The sequence below is a fragment of the Flavobacterium saccharophilum genome (assembly GCF_900142735.1).
Taxonomy (GTDB): domain Bacteria; phylum Bacteroidota; class Bacteroidia; order Flavobacteriales; family Flavobacteriaceae; genus Flavobacterium; species Flavobacterium saccharophilum.
Genome location: NZ_FRBY01000005.1, coordinates 417,651 through 439,313 on the forward strand (window position 1 = coordinate 417,651; position 21,663 = coordinate 439,313).

Genomic DNA, 21,663 nt, shown 5'->3' on the forward strand with positions numbered 1-21,663 from the left:
TTTATTTTTTGTATGCTGAAATTAAGGTTTTCATTACTTCTTCTTCTGAATATTCTTTTATAACAGAAGCCTTAAAATTACTAGCCATTTTTTCTCTTAAATAACCATCCTGAGTTATTTTTTCCAGCTGTAACTTTAACTCAAAATCATTTTTAGGATCAAACAATAAACCACTAAATTCGTTTTTTATGATTTTTGAGCAATAGCCAACATTAGTGGAAACAACAGCTAAATTCTCTAGTGCATATTCTAATAATGCGACCGGAAACCCTTCTTCTGTAGAAGCCAGAACACCAATAGAAGCTTGCGACAGGATATACTTTATATCACTTTTTTCTCCATACAAATGTATCTGATTTTCTAACGAACGGGATTTAATAAACGTTTTTAATTCATCCGAATAAGAATCAAGATAATTTCTTCCTATTAAATGCAGACTCCAGCCTGTTTCGTATAATTTTAAATCGGTAAATGCTCTTAAAACCAAAATATGATTCTTAGGATTTTTTAGGTTGGCAAGAAAAATAATTCTTTTTCCGTCAATCCCTTTAAGTTTTGTTATTTGTAGCTTTTCTTTACGCTCTCTAGTAAAATTGGGAATAAAAATTACATTTTTACATAATAAATTTTTCCGGCTCCATTCTTGTAATTGCAGATTCACTGCAAATATTGAACTAAAAAAAACAGAAGAAAAAACTAAAATTCTATTCTCTTTCCTGGACTCATAAACCCTGCCTCCATAGTGGTTATGCCATAGAATTTTCACTCTAAATAATGTTAATTTTAGTAAAATGGCAATAAAAAAGGAAGAACTATGAGCATGAACAATTTCAACTTTGTTTTTTTTTATATACTCCCTTAATCTGAGCACAGCTTTTAAATCAATCTTTTTCTTTTTTTCTAAAAATAAATAAGAAACTTTTTCATCAATTTGAGAAGCCAACTGCCCTTCTTTACGAGTTGCTATTAAACCAGAAAAAGATATTCGTTCAGCCAAAGCATTAGCATAATTTACTGCCATTCGTTCAGCACCGCCTGCTTCTAAAGAATCTATTATTTGAACAATTCTCATTTTAATAGCTTTTTAATTTCTGCCTCAAAACGGTCTGTTGTATATCCTTGTGACCAATTTGAAGCTAATTTAATTTTATCCTGGAGCTGGTCGTTATCTAAAATTAAATTCTCCAGTTGAATTATATCTTTTTCCAAATCCATTTCTAACAAGACACCCCTTCTGCCATAATCTAACATATAGGGAACACATGAAACTTTAGTTGCAACGGGAATACAGCCCCAAAACATTCCTTCTGCAATTGCCTTTGGCCATCCTTCGCTTTTAGATGGTAATACTACAAAATGGCTTTTTTGATACGCCTTTTTTAGCACTTCTTTATTTTGATTTCCGTGTAAAAAAACAGAATTTTCTAATTGATTTACTTTAATATAATGTTCTAATGCAGTTCTTTCTTTCCCTTCTCCATATAGATTTAAAACCACATTCTTACCTTTTTCGATTAAGCTCTGAATTAGTTTCACAGCATACATTGGATCTTTACCGGAAACTAAACTTCCAACAAAAATGAATTCTATAATTGATTTGAAATCTGTTTTTTCAATTACTCTTTTCTCCGTTTCCGAATAGGTTGCTGTAAAAAAAGATTTGATGTTTTTTGATTGATTTTCCCATTCTCCATAAACTAAAACTGTCATATTTCGGGTAATGAAAGTATTGTTTAAAATCCATTTTTGCAGCTTATAGGTCCATGGCTGTTTACTTTTAGGATCCCAATTTCCAGCATACTTAGCGGTTTTATTCTTACCTGGAAAGAGAATCTGTATAAAGCAAGCTAGCAAACCTGTATTACCGGGGCATCTTAAATGAATGTGTCCCACTGTTTTCATCGCACAAAAAATCTTCCATGAGATTACTGGAATTTTAAAAATCGAGATTATATTATTTTTAAAATTGGTAAAACTAAATTCAGAAACCTTTCTAAAATCAACATTAGCGATTTGATAAGGAATATCAATTCTGGAAGGGGTCGCCTTATTCAGGGGCGCAACGACAATTACCTCATCTACATATTTTAGCCAAATATTTATCTCACCAACATACGGAGCATACCCATAATAATACCCTTCCTGTTTCTGATGTATAACATTTGTTATAATGGCAATTTTCATTATATTATTCTATGACTTATAAAAGGATTGAATGCATTAAAAAAAATTGAATTAGATAACTTTTTCTTTAAATGCATTTTTTCTTTTGGAATACATATCCAATTTTTATTCTTCTTTACAAAAAAGTTAGTAATATCAACTTTATGAATTCCTAATTTGTCAATATAGAATGGAATATAATCTAAAGAAGTTAAAAACAATTGTAACTTTTCAATACTTATTCCACCCCTTTTTTCCAAATAATTCCTATTGACCTCTATTATTAAAAAAGGTTTATCCTTTTTTAATAAATTTAAACCACCTTGCAAGACCTGGTACTCAAAACCTTCAACATCTATAAGTACTACAGTACATTTTTTATCCTTTTCGAATTCATTATCTAGTGTAGTAACTTCAAACGAATCCCCTTTATTCTCTGTGTTCTCTGAACAAATATAACCAGAACCCGAATTATTACCTTTTGGAATATTGAAAAAAGAAACTCCTTTTTGTTCTGCCACAAGTTTATTAATGATCCTTAAGTTATGAAAATCATTTTCCTTCTTAAGAATAAATAAAAATTCACAGTTTTTGGGAACTGGTTCAAAAGCAATTACGTTTACACTATTCTTTTTAGCAATATCAGCCAAGGAAACAGTCTCCGTACCTATATTAGCTCCTACTTCAATTATATCTCCCTTCTGATATCGAAAAATCTCATTTACCAGAATTATATTTCTCCAATCAAAAAAACCGTGAACTCCAAATTTTAAAGCATGGAAATCATCCGTATTCCCAATAAAAAAGCCACCCGTGAAGGCTTTTCTTTTAAAGCTTAATGAAAGTCTTTCACCTTCTTCTATTGATATAATTTTTGTCCTGACTATTTGAGAAACTATAGGGGGCAAATATTTGCAAGCCATTCGAGCAGTAGAAAATTTATTCATTAAGTATTGATTAAAGATTTAAAATAGGAATAATCACGTTCAATTGCTTTTTTAAGCTCATAATTATGAATAAAATGCTTGTACCCTTCATTCGCTAATTTTTCTCTTAATAAAGGTTGATCAATCGCCTGAATAATTTTTTTTGCTAAATCAATACTGTTACCTGTATGAAAAAGCATACCAGTTTTTAAGTCTTCGATAATTTCTGCAATCCCAGTGTTATTAGCACCAATTACTAAAGTTTTCATGCTCATTGCCTCTATAACTGTATATCCAAATGCTTCTGAACGACTTGGAATTACCGCAAGATAAGTATTTTTAAAAACCTCGAGAACCTTTCTTTTGCTTAAATTGCCTTTAAATTCAACATGCTTTTCCAAACTTAATTCTTTTACCAAGTTTTCAATATTATTCTTTTCTGCTCCATTGCCTACAATTATTAATTTAAAATCCGGAAATTGAGTATGAACAACCCAAAATGCCCTTATTAATATATCAACACCCTTAGAATTGTGCAATCTCCCTACATAGGTAATAGTTTTATATTTAGTTTCCTCTAAAATTATACGTTCATAAGAATCAGCTACAGAATTAGGCAAAACCTTTATTTTATTTTTAGCGACACCGAATTTTTGAACAACATCATCTTTCGTTGCCTGCGAGTTTGATATAAGATTAGTGGACAGTCTATAAACTAAGGATTTTCGAACGATTAATAACTTCTTTTGAGGAAACTGGGAACTTAATGTTCTTATCCATGCAACTCTTTTATTAACACCACACAAAAAGCCAACAATTAAAAATATATTTACTGAGCCAAAAATTGATACTGTTAAAACTGGTTTATATTTTTTTATATTTTGATATAAAAAAATTCCATCAACCAATTTTGTAGGACGAACAGAGGGCCAATATTTAACAATAATATCATTAGAAAGGGTAATGTTTTCGCTCTTCTTAACATCTGAAAATATAACAACCTTATACTCCTTATTGAATTCATGAGCCAATAAAAGAAAATAATCTGAAACAGAACTTTCTGCTAATGAGAAAGAGAGAAAAATTGTATTTTTCATTTTTTCTCAATTAATTGGGGACTTTTGACATACATAAATTCAAAATTTAATTTATCAAAAACAGATAAAAATCAATATTATAAGAAACAATATTCTCTAAGTTATATTTTGAAACAACAAATTCTCTTGCTTTTTTCCTAATCAGCCTGGCTTCATTTTTATGTGAAAGAAACCAAACAATTTTATTCGCTATATCTTCAGGATTATAAGGATTACACAACAATCCCGTTTTATACTCTTCTACAGCTTCTGGTCCCGGACCAAATTTTGTAAATACAACTGCTTTTTCCATAGCCATAGCTTCGGGAGCTACAAGACCTTGAGTTTCCATATGCGAGGGAAAAACACAAACTTCAGCTTCTGAGTATACTAAGGGAATATTTACGAACGAAACGCTTCCGTGAAAATGAACATCTTTTGCGCGTTCCTTTAACTGTGGTAATTCTTTCTCTTTCAACATTTGCATATATGAACTACCATCAGGAAAAAACCAATCTCTACCATAGATTTCTAATGTAGCATTTGGAAATTCTTTCTTTACCAAAGGAAATGCCTGTATCAATTGTCGAACGCCTTTCTTTTCGCAAACCGTTCCCGCAAATACAATTCTGTTTTCTATTTCATTTCCAACTACTGGTTTAAAAAAATTGGTATCAATAAGATTACTAATATAAACGATAGGTTTATTATTATAGCTTAAATATTTTTCTGTATGTTCTTTAACAAATTTTGAAACGGCAATAAAACCATCACTTTTTTTGAATGATTTTTTTTCCTGAAATCCCTTCCACTTGTTAATCCCTCTATTTTCACTTTCAGAAAAAAAATGATGTCCCCCGTGAAGTCGGATAATATATTTAATGCTAGTTATTTTTTGAATAAAAGCCAAACCAAGTTCTGACGCTTCAACTATATCTATACGATCCTTATAATTGATTTCTTCAATTTTTTTATTGATTGCTTTCGAATTGAAATACCAGGAAAAACCTTTTACTGTACTTCTTTTTAAACGATAAATATTTACTCCTTCAATAACTTCAGTTTCATTATTTGATGTATAATTGATTCCTATAACTGATACTTTGACGTTCTTTCTAACTAATGCAATAGCAAGTGTTTTTACAAAGCTACCTATACCACCGTGTGGAAATCCTTCTTTTGGAAATTCGTTTGTTAAGAAACAAATATGCATTTTATTAAATTTTAAAAAATTGCTGCATTTTCGACGAAGCATTTTTATAGTCTCCAAGTATTACATCTTTCCATGCCATCATTTCAGAATTAATATTTGGCTTTATAGTAATTTTATCTGCAATCTCCTCTTTTTTGTTTAACCAAATAACAGCATCTTTATTGGGCATACTTTTAAAATGTTGAAATTGATAAATTGTTTTTACAGACCATTCATCTTCTATTTTCTTTTGCTGATCATAATTAATAAACACACAAGGTTTACTAAACATTGCAAAATCAAAGGCCATTGTTGAACCAACATTTACAACTACATCACAATAAAAAGCAGTACTTACAAGCAATTTCACATCATCAACTGAAGGATAAACTGCATTCCATTCCTTTGATGTATTAAAATACCATAATGGAGTTGCCTCTTTAATCAGATCTTTATATTCATTTACAACAGCATCAAATCTCCCTGAAAAATCTACTGGGCAACGTCGCAATAAAATTTGATACTCGTTCTGTAAATTATTCGTTATAAGTTCTTCAGCTATATCTCTTAAATAAAGAGGGTCGTCAGGAGATGTTTTAGTATCATCACCAGAAAAACAAATAATTTTTCTGACTGGATCTAAATTATATCTTGTATAGAAAATTTCTTTATCAATAATATTCTTTTCATCTTCATAAAATTCAAACTGAGGAGTTCCGGTAACATGAATGGAATCTGTTGAAATCTCCGGATAATACAACAATAACTCCTTTTTCATATACTCTGACCAAACCAAATAATTATCGGCACGCAATGCAAGTCGGGCTTTTGGCAAATTATCCCAGGAAAATAGTACTGTTGACGTTGAAATCCCTAAATCGGTCGCTGCGGCAAATATTGAAGCAGCTTTTAATGCCCTTTGATGAGAGCAGAACACAATATTTGGTTGCGATTTTTCTAAAATATCCCTTACTTCTTTGTAAAAAGAATTTCGACGGATTGCTTTTTGATAATTTTTCTCCAATTTCAAAATACTTTTATAAGAAGAAAAAAATGGTGCTGTTTTTTCAATCAGGTTATAAAAAACATTTTTAGGAAACGACTTCTGATTCCAATTCCAATTGCTCAATAAAGTTATATTATTAACTTTATTATGATTATGATAAAGTCTGGAAAGGCAAATTAGTTCTCGCAAAAACTTTTCTGTAAAAGATTCTTTATAATTGGGAATTGTAATTTCATCCTCAAGTGTAGTACATTGTTTAATTGCTGATATAGTCTCAAAATCAAAATTATGAAACAAAACTAATTTTGAATTTGTATTTCGAAAAACATTAGAAAACAGATAATTTCTAATTCCAACTCCATCAGGAAACAACAATAAAATCTTATTTTTTTCCATTAAAACTTATTTTCTAAAAAAAACATTCAAAATTTTAGCTGTAAATAATTTTGATCCTGCATCTGTCATATGACCACATGAAGCAAAATATTTATCTTCAACAACAACATTCTCATAATTATGAATTTCAGGATAAGCTTTTTTTACCTTTTCAAAATAATTCATACCAACAACATTCTCACACATTGGTGTCATTACAGCAATAAAATTAATATTATTAGCTTTACATATACTTTTAATTTCCTCATAATATTTATTGCGGGGAATCGGATTTAAATTGACAATATTATTTTTCATATTGCCATTTTTATGTTTTTGTAATGGATAATATCCTAAATTATCTAAAGCATTAGTTCTTTTATTGATTGCGGAAAGAAAAGCTTCCCTAAAACCAATTACATTTTCATATTTGACATATCTATAAAATGGGATATAATATATATCATCAAAATTTTTCCTTGTTTTAAAATGTTCTTTTATAATAGTTGAGTTATGTATAAATGGAAGAAAATCTGAAGCAATTCCGTCAGAAGGCTCTTCACTTGCAAGATTTAAGTCTGCTTCCAGAATAACATTTTTCATCTCGTATTTTCGCTCAATCATTAATTTCAGCATAAGAGAAGCTTCAAATAAATGTCCACCGCTCATGCCATAATTAAAGGCCTTTATTCCTTTATCCTCAAACATCTGTGCAACAAAATGATTATTCGCACGGGAAGAACCTAAAATAACAACGTCATATTTTTGAGCCGTTGAATTGAAAACAGCCTCAACTTTTCCTCGATTTTTAGCCCGAAAAAAACTAGCTGTAAACAGTCCATCTAATGCAATAGCTATTAGAATTACTACAACAATAATTTTACTTATATAAATTAAAAACTGTTTCATTAAAACTGAAAATAAATAAATTCTTTATAATCTGAATAAGTTCCAAAAGCTATAATAGCTACTATAGCCAAAGCTATTTTCAATATATTGTATCTTCCAGAGAGAGGCTCAATTTTAGCTCGGCTATACCATTCAACCAAAACAAACAAAGCAATCAAAAGGAGTAACTCATGATTATAGCGTTCGTTTTCTAAATACTGGGAACTAAATTCTCCATTGGTAATAATCCGTTTCAGATATAATACTGCATCTGTTATCGTTTTTGCCCTAAAGAACACCCATGCAATACAAATCAATGAAAAAGTATATAAAATACTAAATATCACCTTTGCCGAATCAAAATTAAATTTTAGTATGATTGCATCCATATTGTTTCGGTTGCTGTTGGACAATAGCAATGGAAGAAAATAAACAGCATTTATGAAACCCCAAACAATGTAGGTCCAGTTGGCTCCATGCCAAAATCCGCTGACTACAAAAATGATAAAAGTATTTCTAACTTTCATCCAAAGTCCGCCTTTGCTCCCTCCTAACGGAATATACAAATAATCCCGAAACCATGAAGAAAGCGAAATGTGCCAGCGCCGCCAAAACTCGGCAATATCTCTTGAAAAATAAGGGTAATTGAAGTTTCGCAATAAATCTAAACCGAACAACTTTGAAACTCCCAATGCAATATCTGAATATCCTGAAAAATCACCATAAATTTGAAAAGCAAAATAAACGGCACCCAGAATTAATGAAGCTGAATTAACCGTGTTATAGTTGTCAAAAATAGCATTGGCATAAACCGCACAAGTATCTGCAATAACTATTTTTTTGACCAATCCCCAAATAATTTGACAGATCCCTTCTTTGGCTTTTTCAAAATCAAATTCTCTTTTAACTTTTATTTCCGGCAATAAATGTGTCGCCCTTTCAATAGGACCGGCTACTAATAAAGGGAAATAACTTACAAACAAAGAATAGTCTACAAAATTATATTCGGCCTTTATTCTTTTAAAGTAGATATCAATTACGTAGGACAATCCGTGAAAAGTGTAAAAGGAAATTCCCACCGGAAGAATTACATTCAATAAAATGGGACTTGCTTTAAATCCAGCAGAGGATACTAATTCTGAAAAGGAAGAAGCAAAAAAATTGTAATATTTAAAAACGCCCAGAAAACCTAAATTGACTATAATACTTAGCCAAAACCAAAATTTTCTACTGCTTTCAGATTTCCCTTTTTCTATTTGAATTCCCGTATAATAATCTAAGAAAGTTGAGAAAACTAACAAAAATAGAAATCTCCAATCCCAACAAGAATAAAAGTAATAACTGGCAACAATTAACAAGGCATTTTGAGTGCTTTTGTTTTTATTGAAAACGAACCAGTACAGAAAAAAAACGATTGGTAAAAAAATAGCAAATGCTAAGGAATTAAAAAACATAGGTAGTTACATGTATTTGTAGGCGAGAAGCGTTTATTCTAAATCTCTAAATTGTTTTTGATGATTAAGCTGCCAAATATCGTCTTTCTGAAGTGATTTTAAAAATAATTCAGCACTATTACCTTTTCCAAAATCATCACCTGAACTTTGAGTTTTACGCGACCCGATTTTAGAGAGCGCATCGTCAATACCATTTTTAGTATAGTTACTATGAATGATATCAGCATGAATCGCTCTATTTTGCTGACGTGTTCCAATATTAATGATTGGAATTCCATAATAAGGTGCTTCACGTATTCCGGCGCTACTGTTACCAATTATAAACTGACTGTTTTTTAGCAGCATTAAAAAATACTCAAATCGTAAGGATGGGAAGATCCTAAATCTTTCGTTACTTTTCAATTGTTGATAAGCATCAATTATAAATTGACTGCCCAGATCATTATTTGGAAAGACAACAACATAATTATGATTATCTCTTAGCAGACAATCCACAAAATCAGCAGCATATTGTTTCATTGTCTGAAATTCGGTTGTGACAGGATGAAACATTACCACAGCGTAATCTACAAATGGAATTTTATAATATTCCTTAACTGTTTCTAAGTCTGGTAAATTATCTGAAAACATGATATCAATATCAGGCGAACCAATGGTAAAAACAGATTCTTTTATTTCACCCATCTGAAGTAGTCTTTTTGCAGCCTGTTCATTTGATACAAAATGTATATGACTCAATTTGCTCACACTATGACGAATAAGCTCATCGACGGTTCCTGAAATCTCACCGCCTTCAATATGCGAAACCAATATATTGTTTAATGATCCTACAATTGCACCCGCCAGCGTTTCAACCCTGTCACCATGCACGACAATCATATCTGGCTGTACTGTTTTGCAATAGTTAGACAAACCTTCAATAGTTTTGGCCAAAGTCAAATCCATTGTGGTTTCATGAGTATGATTCTCGAATTTAAAAAGGTTTTTAAAATTGCATCGTTCAATTTCGATCAAGGTGTACCCGTACAGTTCCTGCAGGTGCATTCCGGTAACAAAAATAAAAACCTCAAAATCAGGGTTATTATCCAGAATTTGGATCAATGATTTTATCTTTCCAAAATCGGCACGAGTACCTGTTAGAAATATTATTTTTTTTTGTGACTTATTCAAAATCTGTGAAATCTAATTGCTCGTCATTATCAATATCCCTTAAAGCAACTTTCCCCAATAGATCATTAAAATGTTCGGCTAATATTTTCCCGGTTCCTGGTCTTTTAACCCAAATATTTTCTATGGCTAAAAGTTCTCCCTTTTTAATTGATTTTATGGCGCAAACTGTAGCAAAAGCAAAATCAATTGTTACTTGTTCTTCAAGTGCTGGTTTTTTTGTTCCACCTCGCATCAAAGCAATTTCAGCACTTGCGATTATAAGTTCAGTGCAAGCTTTTTCATCCATGCTGCAAACAATGTCCGGACCGGTACGTTGCATATGATCTGTGAAATGCCTTTCTAAAATACTTGCTCCAAGAGCAATTGCACCTAAACAAGCATTATTATTTAGGGTATGATCGCTTAATCCAAAAACTTTATCAGGGAAAGCTTCGTGTAATTCTAGCATTGCTCCAAAGCGAACCAAATGAATTGGCGTTGGATATAAATTAGTTGTATGCAATAAAGCAACCGAAATGTTATGTTTGTCAAAAATAGCAATTGCTTTTTGCACACTTTCAATCGTGTTCATGCCTGTACTTAAAATTACCGGCTTACCAAAAGAAGCTATGTGCTCTAATAATGGATAATTGTTGCACTCGCCAGAACCAATTTTATAAGCAGGAATGTCAAATTTCTTCAATCGTTCAGCTGCTGCACGAGAAAAAGGCGTAGAAATAAAAATCATGCCTTTACTCTCCACATAATTTTTAAGTTCTAATTCATCTGTTTCGTTTAATGAACAGCGTTCCATAATTTCATAAATGGAAACATCTGCATTACCAGGAATTACTTTTTTTGCAGCTCCTGACATTTCATCTTCGACAATGTGGGTTTGATGCTTTACAACCTCAACTCCTGCCCGATATGCGGCATCAACCATTTCTTTAGCAACTTTTAGCGAACCTTCGTGATTAATTCCTATTTCAGCAATAACTAATGGTGGAAAATCCTGACCAATTTTACGGCCTGCAATTTCTATAAATGGATTCATTTTTTTGGAATTTATTTCTTTTGATACAAATATGACGCATAATCCAAATCGTCTGGAGTATCGATATCAACTTGTGCAAAAATATGATTTACTTCGAATGGAAAAGCATTTTCTGAAATAATAATATCATTTAAAATCAAAGAAGATTTTGTAATATATAATAATCCGTTTTCAAAGAAAAGCGGTTCTAAATCTTGGCTTCTTTGACCAATGGAGTAATTGAACGGAATGAATTTATCATTAGCTATTTTACCCAATTTTTGATGATTTCGGGAAACCGTAAATAAACTTTCGTAGTTTTCTTTTTGATAGATTTCAAAAGCTTCTTTTAATAAGTGCTGTGGCCGAAGCGGATTTGTAGCCTGCAATAAAACGACATTTTCAACGTCAGGTTCTACAAACTGCAATACATGTTTTAAAGCAGAAACGGTCGGCTCGAAATCTCCAGAAATAGAGTTAGGACGATCGATAACTTTTGCTCCATAGTGTATTGCTATTTTTTTGATTTCCTCATTATCAGTGGAAACATAAATATCGTCAATAATTACATTATTGGCTTGGGCATACAAAATGGAATGGGACAGCAACGGAAGTTCTCCCAACAACTTAACATTTTTTCCAGAAAAACGTTTTGATCCTCCGCGAGCAGGAATTATGGCGATAGTTTTCATTTTAAAAATCCTTATCAAAAATTAGTACAAAACGCAAACTTTTACATTATTAGTGATTTCATTAGCGTTTAGATCAATGCTTTAATGTAATACTGACCAATGGAATTATAACTAAAAGGTTGTTTCATTAAATCTAAATGCTAATGATATTGCAGCAATCAATTCGCTTTCGGATCGGGTTTCAAATTCCACTTACAATCCATTTCCCACCAGCTCTCATAAACCTCAAAAAATTCACCATCCTTTAATATTCCCCAACCTTTGGCCGCTAAGTAATAGTTTTCACTTAATAATGCTTTAAATCCAGATTCACTATTATCCCCCAACTCATAAATATTTTTATAATTATCTTTTGCAGTTTCACAAGTAATACTCCCAATTTTTTTACCTTTTAGAAGTGGCTCTAACGTTTTTAATACTGTCAAATCACTTCCTTGAATATCAGAACAATAGGTGTCGACAAAATTAATATTATGCTCTTTCAAAAAATCAGATAGTCGAATAGCCGGAACCTCAATCGTACGAACCATTTTTATTGAATCAATCCATCCCTTCTTGAAATCTCCTACCGACGACGAAGCGCCATTGTTACTACTGATATTAAACGATATCACACCATTATAATCGGTTACTGCAGCATGAATAATGTGAATGTTTTTATATTTTTTATATTTCTTAACCAACCTTGTATACAATTCGGGATTCGCTTCAAAACCATAGCAATGGCTATGCAACGGCAACAACTCATCCAATCCAGAACCCGCATGTACTCCCAAATAAACCAATATTTTTTTATCTTTTAAAAGATAATTATGTCGAAAAGGAGCTATAATTCGCACCTTTATCGCATTCCAGATTCGCGATGCTATTTTTTTCATTTCTTTTTGTTCGTTTTATTTTTTAAACTCTTGGTTATAACTTCTCCCGAGCTACAATTATGGCGATGGTTTTACTCATAAATACTATTCTTATTTTGAAAATCCTTAAAGAATAACGGTTTTATTTCCTCTAATTCCGAATCAGGAAGATTCCACCACTGCAATTCTTCAATTTCCTGAATGATTGAATCCGCAAATCTTTTATTAATAGGTTTAGCGGGAACTCCTGCAACTATATTATAAGCAGGTACATCTTTTGTCACTACGCTTCCCGCTGCTAAAATTGCCCCATTTCCTACAGTCACATTTCCAACTATAATAACATTATGTCCGATCCACACATCATGCCCTATATTTATTTTATTTTTTTCTTTAAATTTACTTAATTCTCCCTTAAATAAGTTAGCGTTAATATATGTCGTCAAGTAGTGCACAGGGTGATTTGTCGCATGCATTGCAACATCTCCTCCTATTTGGCAATATTTTCCAATCGTAATATTTCCGCTTAGGATGTTGTTATAGCCTAAAGTGGTTCCATATCCGATCTTAATTTCTCCTGAAAAATTACAACGGTCTGGCACTGCATTTTTTCCTTCGAAAGATACATTTTGAAGGCCTCTTGAAAATCCTGACACGGTTACTTTTTCATATACTGTAGGTGTATTTAAAAAATAAAACAAAACTTTCTTTATAAATTGTCTCATACTAATACTGTTTAGCCTCCTCTTTTGTCAATCCTTTATATCTTAAAAATAATGTCCAAATTGCTTTTTGTTTTAGTATGCTAAAAAAAAACGCTGCAAAAGGTCTTAAGTAGGTACTGTGCTTATTGCTAAAAATTTTTGGCCTTTTAATCTCCGTTTTAGTTTCGTTTATTGCAGAAAATGTTTCTAACATCCAATCTTCATATACATTTCCCATATGATAGGCATAATTTCCTTCCGTTGATAATCTCCAATATCCTTTATCTTCCGCTGGTTTATCCAATAGCATCTTCTCACTATCCCCTCCAAGACTATAAGATGAAAATCTATTGTATAAGCCGTCAAAACAATTGCCTCTGTAAGTCGCTATAAAATGTCCTGCACCAATTACAGCACTTACACTATCGTCAGCATTAGAAATAGTTAAATTTTTATTCAAATGAATATCTTTATAAAAATCTATATTCCCAATACTGGAAGCAAACATCTGGAGGCTTTGCTTATCTTTTGTTTTAGTAAATTTAAAACGTTTAGAACAGAAATTATCAAAATAAATATTCTCTGTGAATTGTTTTAACATTTTTGAAGAAGGAACTGGACTAACTACACCTGCCTTTTTAAAATTCTCAAAAACAGTGTAAGTTTCTTTCTGCCAGTCATTAAGAAACAATACATCGGCATCGCTAATAGTAATTAAATCGAAATTATGCCCGGCAAGTCCTTTTAAAATCGCATTTAATTTCCCTATGGCTGAAGTATGAATCAGTTCTTGAATTTTACCTTGTTGATATATATCATCTAAATAATTGACAACCTCGATACAGCTTCCATTGTTTACCACAGCTATATAGGTTTTTGAGTGACATGTTTTAAAAAGAGATTCCAGACAATACTTTAATATATTGAAACTATCTTTAAAATAGTCATCTTGATTGGGGATATAAATGGGAACTATTACCTGATGATAAAAATCACTAGGTGGCTGGGGTTTATCTTTATTTGGATTAAAGCCTACTCGCATTTTTATGTATTAAAATAATTTTTCAAACAATAAACTGGTCGAAAATAAAAATCGAATTTGCTTATTGAAATCGGCTTTAATAAAAATACCTGATTCCATTTTTTTTCCGCGCTCTTTAATAATCTCAATGCAATTCTGTATAGAATAAATGGGTTATTAATTCCCATCTTTATAAAATTGAGATACATTTTTTTTTCGATGCCAATATACTTTTCAAGCTGCACTGAAAGTCTATTTTCATCTTCATATTGCCTATAAAAAGCCAATGGTTCATTGATATAAAACACTTTATGTCTGTAAAACATACGCTGATAAAAATCGACATCTTCACCAACCTTGATATTTTCATCAAACATTAAGTCGGGCTGAAACACTTTTTTTCGAATCAGAGGTGTTGGAGACTTAACCACCCAGCTTCCTAATGCATTCCAAAAAACATATCCTGAACGTTTGTGTATTTTATTTTGAGCAGCTCCTATAATCTCTCCTGTAAGTTTTCCATTTTCATCCACCACTGCTGCTGAAGAATGTACACAGTCTATAGCAGGATTTTCAAGTAATATTTTTACTTGTTTTTCAATCTTTGAACTTTCCCAGAAGTCATCGTCGTCTAAAAAAGCAACGAACTCTCCTTTGGCTATATTAATTCCGAAATTTCTGGTAGAGGACAAACCGCCGTTTTCCTTATAAATGTAATTGCAACTTAAAAATTTGGCACAAATAGATTTTGCATCATTGACTTTAGAACCGTCATCAATCACTAAAACTTCAATATTAGAATAAGATTGATTGACGACAGATTGAATAGCTTTTTCTAGATAATCAGTACGATTATAAGTAGTTATGATGGCGGTGACTAAAATAGAATTACTATCCATGCAGTATCTTTTTTAGTTTCATTTTAATTCGCTTCCAATATCTGTTAGTTATCCTTTTAGAATTCCACACAAATAAATTAAGCTTAACATTAAAAGAAAGTGCCTTTTTATTGATGTAGACCTCATCAGTATGCAAAGTTGCAATTAAAATAAAATTATTATTTATAAGAAAATTAAATAAATCAACATTTTTATAATTGTTCTCAATAACCAAAACCTTAACGGAGATTTTCTCAAAATCTATCGACTTTATAATATCAAATTCGTTTCCTTCGGTATCAATAGAAATAAAATCAATTTTCTTTTCTTCAATTTCATTAATGTATTCTAACCTGATCATTTGTACCTCGATAGATTTAATTTCGCCTCCATTTTGACTAATTTCATCATTAATTCTATCCAGATGGTGCTCATCATATTTACTTGTCACGCCACTTAACATTTCAGAATAACCAACTACTTGCGTAAATTTTACTGTTTCATTAGAATTTCCAATACAAACATTTAGATTGACTGAGCTTCTGTTTTTTACAAGTTTATCATATATAATTGGATTAGGCTCGATACAAATTCCTTTCCAGCTTCTATATTTTTCAAAAAAAATTGAGTTACTAATTGTCACCCCATCATGAGCACCTACGTCGATAAAAAAACCATTCTTTTTTTTATTGAACAAGACTTTATCTAAAAATTGATCTTGTTTATATTGTGAAAAATATAATTCTTGTCGACCAGTAAAATTTGTATGTGTCATTTTCTTTTTATTATGGCATTGATTTTTCTTAGAGGATACAAAATTATGCTGCCAATTTTATGATCCAATGATGTTTTATACTTAATTTCATTTCTTTTATGCCGTTGCGCCAAATTCGTTAAAAAATCTACTGTTTCAGGAAAATGGGTTATATAAATGTCCTGATGTTTTTTATAAATATAATTTAAATTCGATTCTCTATAATTAAGCTTCGCATTTTGATCAACAGAATTTTTATCTTTCATGCGATAATTGAATAACAATTCAGGAATCATCTCAACTTTCCATCCTTTTTTTGTTGTGCTGATCCAAAATTCCCAATCCTCAAATCCATTAATCATTGCTTCGTCATATCCTCCCGCATCTTGCCAGGTTTCTTTCCTGATTAAAGCAAATGAAACGCTATTATTGTCAAATAAAAAATCTTTTAAAGTTCCTCCGTTTGGTTTGTGCTCGGAAGTAACTTCATGATTTTTAATGAATACCTTGCAATAGCTTGATACAGCTCCTACATCTGTATTTTCATTTAAAATAGCTACTGCTTTTTCAAGAAAATTTTCTTCCGCTGTATCATCAGCATCGATTGTTAAAATATAATCGCCATCAGCTTCATTAAAACCTTTATTTCTAGCTGCACTTGGTCCTCTATTTGTCTGCGTTATTACTTTAGTACGATCATTAATTAAGGTTTGTAAAATTTGTTTTGTTGCGTTGTCAGAGCCGTCGTCTACAATAATAATTTCAAAATTCTGATAAGTTTGGCGCACTATCGACTGAATTGTTTCCTTAATATAATTTTTATCATTATAACAAGGTATTACAACACTAACTTTGGGGCTTTTGACAATCATTAATAAAGGATTTAAGTACTATTTTAAAAGCTTTTTTAGTCTTCTCTTTGCACCTGTCAATTTTATTTTCAAGCGATACAATTTTCCTCGATATGTTTTTGCAACTGGTTTCTTTTTCGATTTAAAAACAGTATCAATAGCTACAAAAATCTCTCTTCTTTCTGAAATCCAATCTTGCTTCTCTTTAGAAAAAACAGGCTGCGCTATCATTTCAACACCTAAATCAAAATTTTGATCAATTTGAATTAATTTTTCGATCAATTCTTCTTCGGAATTAAAATCATGGTAATTAAGAAATCGGTCCGAATTAAAGTCTTTATGTACCTTTTTGTTCCCCCAATAAATAGGAATACAATCCTTAAAAATGGGTTCTACAATTTTTTCTGTTGTGTAGCCCTCGTGAGTTTCATTTTCAAAAGAAAAGACAAATTTATAATCATTTATAAATTCCATCTTATCCTTTATTCTCCCTCCAACATTATTTAAAACTTTTCCTCCCGAATCTACTTTTTTTATCTCAGATAATTTATGGAAAAATTCAATTCTTTTACTCGCTCTTGGATTTGACACAATCATGCAGCAAAATTTAGTTTTTTTTGCCCAGATCTCCTGATATGTTTCTTTTGTCTGCAAATTTTCAAGCTTGTTGATCATTTTATGATCGTCGATGTAAAACAGGTAAAGCGGCACTCGCAAATGGTTTTTCTTTGCGCTGAATTCAAAAGAAAATGCAAAATCACAAGCTAAGAAATCTGGTTTTTTATTTTCGCCAGTAAAAAAAATTCTTTTGCAATTGTATTTGAGATGATCATAACCAAAACAAGAATAAAACACAAGATCCGGATGCTCACTATCAATTATTACATTGTAATATTCTGATAATAAATTATAAAAGTAATTATTTGTTTTTCTTAAATCTGGCCAAAAATCGACGAACTCAATCCTGATATCTTTCACTTTCTTTGTAATTGTATGAGTTAAAAAAATAAATCAGCTTATATATTTTTAGAATTTAAGACATCGTTGAGCTTCTTTTTAGAAAATAATATAACATAACTTCTTAAAAACAATGATCCTAATTTTTTGCCAAAAGTAGTTTTTTCCATTTCCTTTAGCATTGCAAAACGATTTGTATTTACAAATTTTCTGTTTTCGATAAAATCTTCATAATCAAAAATAAATCGATCAAAATATTCTTTCATTACTAACTTTCTTTCTTCAGAGTAATCTTCTACTGAACTTATCCCGTCAAGATAAAAAGTGGCAATTGTTTCGTCTATTTTCAGATAGCTGCAATTGAATTTAAATAATGCCAAGAGGAAAAACTTCCAATCAGAAACAATTCTTAGACCCTCATCATAAAGTCCTACAGTACTAAACAATTCCTTTTTGATAAAAGTTGCCGGGTGTGGCAAAGAGCTGGTGTATATATCAGAAAAACATAAGCTTGCAGGCGAAGCTGCAATTTTAGAAAATCCGTTTCTAACCATTTGCAAATTAAAACAGATTAAATCTTTTTGTTTCAGTTTATCAAAATTTTGTTCTAGAACTTTTTCATTGAATAAATGATCTCCACTATTTAAAAATAATAAATACTCCCCTTTTGCCAATTTAATGCCTTTATTCATTGCGTTATAAATCCCAGAATCTTTTTCACTGACCCAGATATCCAAAAACTGAGTTTGAGATTCAAGATATTCTTTACTGCCATCACTGCTTCCCCCATCGATTACAATGTATTCAAACCCCTGCCAGGTCTGATTTTTAACACTTGAAACTGTTGTCATTAAACCGCCCAAGTTGTTGTAATTGATCGTAATAATTGATAATACAGTTTTCATTTTATATTTTAATTTTAAAATCTTCTTGTATGGATGCGGTTAAATTTACTGATGTATTTATTGAATTTGTTTTTCATTTTCAAGATAAACCTTTCTCGACTTTAATATTTTTCTTGTTGGTTTATGAAATGTGATAGGAGTCTTATTTATAAATTCTAAGAGAGAGGCAATTTTCACACGGTTTTTCTCCAATAAAAATAGCAGTAAAAGAGACCCTATTTTCAAGAACGGCAATCTTTCTCTTTTCAACAAATTTATAATAAAATTATACTGATTCAAAGCTTTATGCGATTGGGAGAAACCTTGATTTAGTTTTTTATTGTATTCGATTGTCAAACGAAATGCTTCTATATAATGTCTAAAAACCAGAAGCTCATTATAATACAAAGATTTCCCCACTATTAAATACCATTTACATATTTCAGAATCATCGCCAGCTTGCAAATCAGATCCTTTTCTGCCGGTTAGAGAACCGCTGAAACCTGCGTTATACAATGACAGGATTTCATATCTTCTGACTACCATTCCAGAACCCCATACATAACCTCTGCTGCTTATATCACCACTTTCTAAAGCCTGTACTCCCACAGCATAATCTCCCTGATATGTCGGAAACCAATCTGGAAACTCGATTCTACTGGCTGCCATTCCTTTCCCTCCTAGAACACCAACTTCTGGATGGTTTTTCATAAAATCGAAAGCAATCTGAAGGTAATTTTCATCGAGCCAATTATCATCATCACAAAAAACAATTATTTTCCCTTTAGCAGCGCCTGCTCCCGTTTTCCTAGCATAGGACAAACCTGGAACAGGTTCTCGAACAACGGTCAGATTTATGTTGGTATTAAAACTTCTCCAAATATTCGCCGCCAATCCTGAAGTTTCATCGGTAGAATTATTGTCTACGAGTACAAGTTCGTAATTAAGTTCTGGCTTTAACCGCTGGTTTACCAAATGTTCTAATGTGGGCTGTAATCTGGCAGCGCTGTTAAAGCAACACACTACAACGGTAATATCACATTTTTCCAATTGCATTGAATAAATTCTAATTATATTAAATTAAATGATGCGATTACGATCGAACATTTGGTTTTTATTTTGTCAGTGATTCTTTGATTGATGACACTATTTTTCGAAAATATTTAAAATTCAAGTTTTCCAATGTAAATTTCTGATAAATTGTTTTGAAACCTTTGTGATATTCACCGTTTCTTAAAAAATTAAATTCATTGTATATTTTCCAAGAACCAACCCACAAATGTACTGCATAACTATTATCGCAGATGTAGTTTTTATAATTTGCAATGTCATCTTTATTTTTAAAAGGAAATGGATAAAAAACATTGGGAGGATAAATTTCGATGTTATTAAAGCTTATTATTTTATTAAAATCTTCTTGAAAATCATATACTACTCTAAAAAGATCTGTGATCTTTAATGTTATTACGAAATCATCCCAAACAATTTTACTGCTAAAATTTATATTTTCGTAACTGTGTAAGCATTTTTCAATAAAGTAATTGTGCTCAGTTGTACCTATAACCCCACAGCTTATAATATTTTCCTCTTCGGCGCCAAAAAAACATTCGTTACTAAGAAAATCATTTAGCGATTTTAAAAGCATCATATCAGTATCTAAATAAATTCCCCCATTTTGATAGAGTATTTTTAGCCTGACATAATCTGCAACAAAAGCCCATTTTTTTAAATGATATGCTTGTTTAGCGAATGGATGAGATAAATCTGAATTGGTTTCGTTCCATTCAATAATTTCATATTCTGGCAAATATTTTCTCCACGACTTAATACAATCCCGAACTAATTTGGGTTTTCTTTTTCCGCCAAACCAGCAATAATGAATAACTTTTGGAATTTGCTTACTATCCATTTTTCTAATTCTCCTTTTAAAATTTCTTAAACCTTATTTGCAATGTTATCAATTTTAAAAAGAACCAAAAACTATTTTTATCTTTTTTTACCAATGCTTCCTTCAAAAATACCTTATGTCTCTTTATTATGAAATTTCTAATTTGAATATTTTTGAAACCCGCTTTCGGAATTAATTTTAAGTGTTTGTTTCGTGCCAGACATTCAGATTTGAACTCCTCCATATTAGAATGATCAATTTGCTTTGAAAGAGAAAAGGCATGAAATCTATATCTAAAAACGGGTATGTCTAAAAATTTAATATTAGGACTTTGATACAGCATTCTGAGATTAAAGTCCCAATCATCAAGATATCTAATTTCTTCATCAAATAATTCTTGCTGCTTTTCTAAAAAACTTCTTCTCCAGATAGGGCCAGAAACATAAAAAGTCATATTTCCTAGAAAATAATCCTTAATCATATTGCCCGTTGACAATATAGTGTTTTCAGCAATTTTTAAACCATTAGACGAATCAAATATTTCACATTTCGCCACTACCCCATCTATAGACTGATTAAAGTTTGCAATTCTCAAAGCTATTGAGTCTTCAAAAAGAATATCGTCACTGTCGAACCAATTAATAAATTCTCCCTTGCTTTTTTCGAATCCAAAATTTCTGCAGGAATTTGGGCCTTTTTTTTTGGTATCTGGTCTTTTGTAATATTGAAATCTACTGTCTAAATCTTGATATTTTTGTAACAGTTCTGCGGTATTATCTGAAGAACCGTCATCAATAATAATACATTCCCAGTTTTGATAGGTTTGTGCGAGTATCGAATCTAAAGTTATATTAATTAAATGTGCTCTGTTATAAGTAGGAATTATAATTGAAATTAATGGAAAAATCATAATCA

General features: G+C 31.2%; 22 protein-coding genes. All 22 read right to left on the reverse strand.

Annotation, left to right across the window (positions count from 1 at the left end; genetic code table 11):
• Position 1: 1 nt before the first annotated feature.
• On the reverse strand, positions 2 to 1,072 hold the full coding sequence (locus BUA98_RS17675; protein WP_072974699.1) for a glycosyltransferase: 1,071 nt from the start codon (positions 1,070 to 1,072) through the stop codon (positions 2 to 4).
• The gene (locus tag BUA98_RS17680) at positions 1,069 to 2,184 is read right to left on the reverse strand and encodes a glycosyltransferase (protein ID WP_072974701.1); all 1,116 of its coding nucleotides are present in this window, start codon (positions 2,182 to 2,184) and stop codon (positions 1,069 to 1,071) included. The genes BUA98_RS17675 and BUA98_RS17680 overlap by 4 nt, the downstream gene beginning before the upstream one ends.
• Complete coding sequence (locus BUA98_RS17685; protein WP_072974703.1) at positions 2,184 to 3,110, reverse strand: FkbM family methyltransferase; 927 nt, start codon at positions 3,108 to 3,110, stop codon at positions 2,184 to 2,186. Before BUA98_RS17685 ends, BUA98_RS17680 begins: the two co-directional genes overlap by 1 nt.
• Positions 3,110 to 4,186: a glycosyltransferase family 4 protein gene (locus BUA98_RS17690; protein WP_072974704.1), complete on the reverse strand. Its 1,077-nt coding sequence runs from the start codon at positions 4,184 to 4,186 to the stop codon at positions 3,110 to 3,112. The genes BUA98_RS17685 and BUA98_RS17690 overlap by 1 nt, the downstream gene beginning before the upstream one ends.
• 46 nt (positions 4,187 to 4,232) lie before the next feature.
• Positions 4,233 to 5,378, reverse strand: coding sequence for a glycosyltransferase family 4 protein (locus BUA98_RS17695; RefSeq protein ID WP_072975002.1), 1,146 nt, complete (start codon positions 5,376 to 5,378; stop codon positions 4,233 to 4,235).
• A 4-nt stretch (positions 5,379 to 5,382) separates the two neighbouring features.
• Positions 5,383 to 6,759, reverse strand: a complete 1,377-nt coding sequence (locus BUA98_RS17700; protein WP_072974706.1) for a hypothetical protein — start codon at positions 6,757 to 6,759, stop codon at positions 5,383 to 5,385.
• Between the two features lie 6 nt (positions 6,760 to 6,765).
• On the reverse strand, positions 6,766 to 7,647 hold the full coding sequence (locus BUA98_RS17705) for a hypothetical protein (RefSeq protein WP_072974707.1): 882 nt from the start codon (positions 7,645 to 7,647) through the stop codon (positions 6,766 to 6,768).
• The gene (locus BUA98_RS17710) at positions 7,647 to 9,080 is read right to left on the reverse strand and encodes an MBOAT family O-acyltransferase (protein WP_072974709.1); all 1,434 of its coding nucleotides are present in this window, start codon (positions 9,078 to 9,080) and stop codon (positions 7,647 to 7,649) included. The genes BUA98_RS17705 and BUA98_RS17710 overlap by 1 nt, the downstream gene beginning before the upstream one ends.
• A gap of 33 nt (positions 9,081 to 9,113) precedes the next feature.
• On the reverse strand, positions 9,114 to 10,250 hold the full coding sequence (neuC, locus tag BUA98_RS17715; protein WP_072974710.1) for a UDP-N-acetylglucosamine 2-epimerase: 1,137 nt from the start codon (positions 10,248 to 10,250) through the stop codon (positions 9,114 to 9,116).
• Positions 10,243 to 11,283, reverse strand: a complete 1,041-nt coding sequence (locus BUA98_RS17720; protein ID WP_072974712.1) for an N-acetylneuraminate synthase family protein — start codon at positions 11,281 to 11,283, stop codon at positions 10,243 to 10,245. Before BUA98_RS17720 ends, neuC begins: the two co-directional genes overlap by 8 nt.
• Positions 11,284 to 11,294: 11 nt before the next feature.
• Complete coding sequence (locus tag BUA98_RS17725; protein WP_072974714.1) at positions 11,295 to 11,954, reverse strand: acylneuraminate cytidylyltransferase family protein; 660 nt, start codon at positions 11,952 to 11,954, stop codon at positions 11,295 to 11,297.
• Positions 11,955 to 12,112: 158 nt separating this feature from the next.
• Positions 12,113 to 12,832, reverse strand: coding sequence for an FkbM family methyltransferase (locus tag BUA98_RS17730; RefSeq protein WP_072974715.1), 720 nt, complete (start codon positions 12,830 to 12,832; stop codon positions 12,113 to 12,115).
• 71 nt (positions 12,833 to 12,903) lie between these two features.
• Positions 12,904 to 13,536, reverse strand: coding sequence for a CatB-related O-acetyltransferase (locus BUA98_RS22560; RefSeq protein WP_072974717.1), 633 nt, complete (start codon positions 13,534 to 13,536; stop codon positions 12,904 to 12,906).
• Position 13,537: 1 nt separating this feature from the next.
• Complete coding sequence (locus BUA98_RS17740; RefSeq protein WP_072974719.1) at positions 13,538 to 14,557, reverse strand: glycosyltransferase family A protein; 1,020 nt, start codon at positions 14,555 to 14,557, stop codon at positions 13,538 to 13,540.
• Positions 14,558 to 14,559: 2 nt separating this feature from the next.
• Complete coding sequence (locus BUA98_RS17745; protein ID WP_072974721.1) at positions 14,560 to 15,435, reverse strand: glycosyltransferase family 2 protein; 876 nt, start codon at positions 15,433 to 15,435, stop codon at positions 14,560 to 14,562.
• Positions 15,428 to 16,189 (reverse strand): FkbM family methyltransferase, encoded by a 762-nt coding sequence (locus BUA98_RS17750; RefSeq protein WP_072974723.1) that lies wholly within the window; start codon positions 16,187 to 16,189, stop codon positions 15,428 to 15,430. The genes BUA98_RS17745 and BUA98_RS17750 overlap by 8 nt, the downstream gene beginning before the upstream one ends.
• Positions 16,186 to 17,040 carry a glycosyltransferase family 2 protein gene (locus BUA98_RS17755; protein WP_072974724.1) on the reverse strand — a complete coding sequence of 285 codons (855 nt, stop codon included), beginning with the start codon at positions 17,038 to 17,040 and terminating at the stop codon, positions 16,186 to 16,188. Before BUA98_RS17755 ends, BUA98_RS17750 begins: the two co-directional genes overlap by 4 nt.
• A gap of 18 nt (positions 17,041 to 17,058) precedes the next feature.
• Positions 17,059 to 17,997 (reverse strand): glycosyltransferase family 10 domain-containing protein, encoded by a 939-nt coding sequence (locus tag BUA98_RS17760; protein WP_072974726.1) that lies wholly within the window; start codon positions 17,995 to 17,997, stop codon positions 17,059 to 17,061.
• A 38-nt stretch (positions 17,998 to 18,035) separates the two neighbouring features.
• Positions 18,036 to 18,881 carry a glycosyltransferase family 2 protein gene (locus BUA98_RS17765; RefSeq protein ID WP_072974728.1) on the reverse strand — a complete coding sequence of 282 codons (846 nt, stop codon included), beginning with the start codon at positions 18,879 to 18,881 and terminating at the stop codon, positions 18,036 to 18,038.
• A 57-nt stretch (positions 18,882 to 18,938) separates the two neighbouring features.
• A complete protein-coding gene (locus tag BUA98_RS17770) occupies positions 18,939 to 19,916 on the reverse strand; it encodes a glycosyltransferase (RefSeq protein ID WP_072974729.1) in 978 nt (325 codons plus the stop codon).
• A gap of 58 nt (positions 19,917 to 19,974) precedes the next feature.
• Positions 19,975 to 20,769 (reverse strand): glycosyltransferase, encoded by a 795-nt coding sequence (locus tag BUA98_RS17775; protein ID WP_072974731.1) that lies wholly within the window; start codon positions 20,767 to 20,769, stop codon positions 19,975 to 19,977.
• A gap of 16 nt (positions 20,770 to 20,785) precedes the next feature.
• A complete protein-coding gene (locus tag BUA98_RS17780; protein WP_072974733.1) occupies positions 20,786 to 21,658 on the reverse strand; it encodes a glycosyltransferase family 2 protein in 873 nt (290 codons plus the stop codon).
• Positions 21,659 to 21,663: the final 5 nt, after the last annotated feature.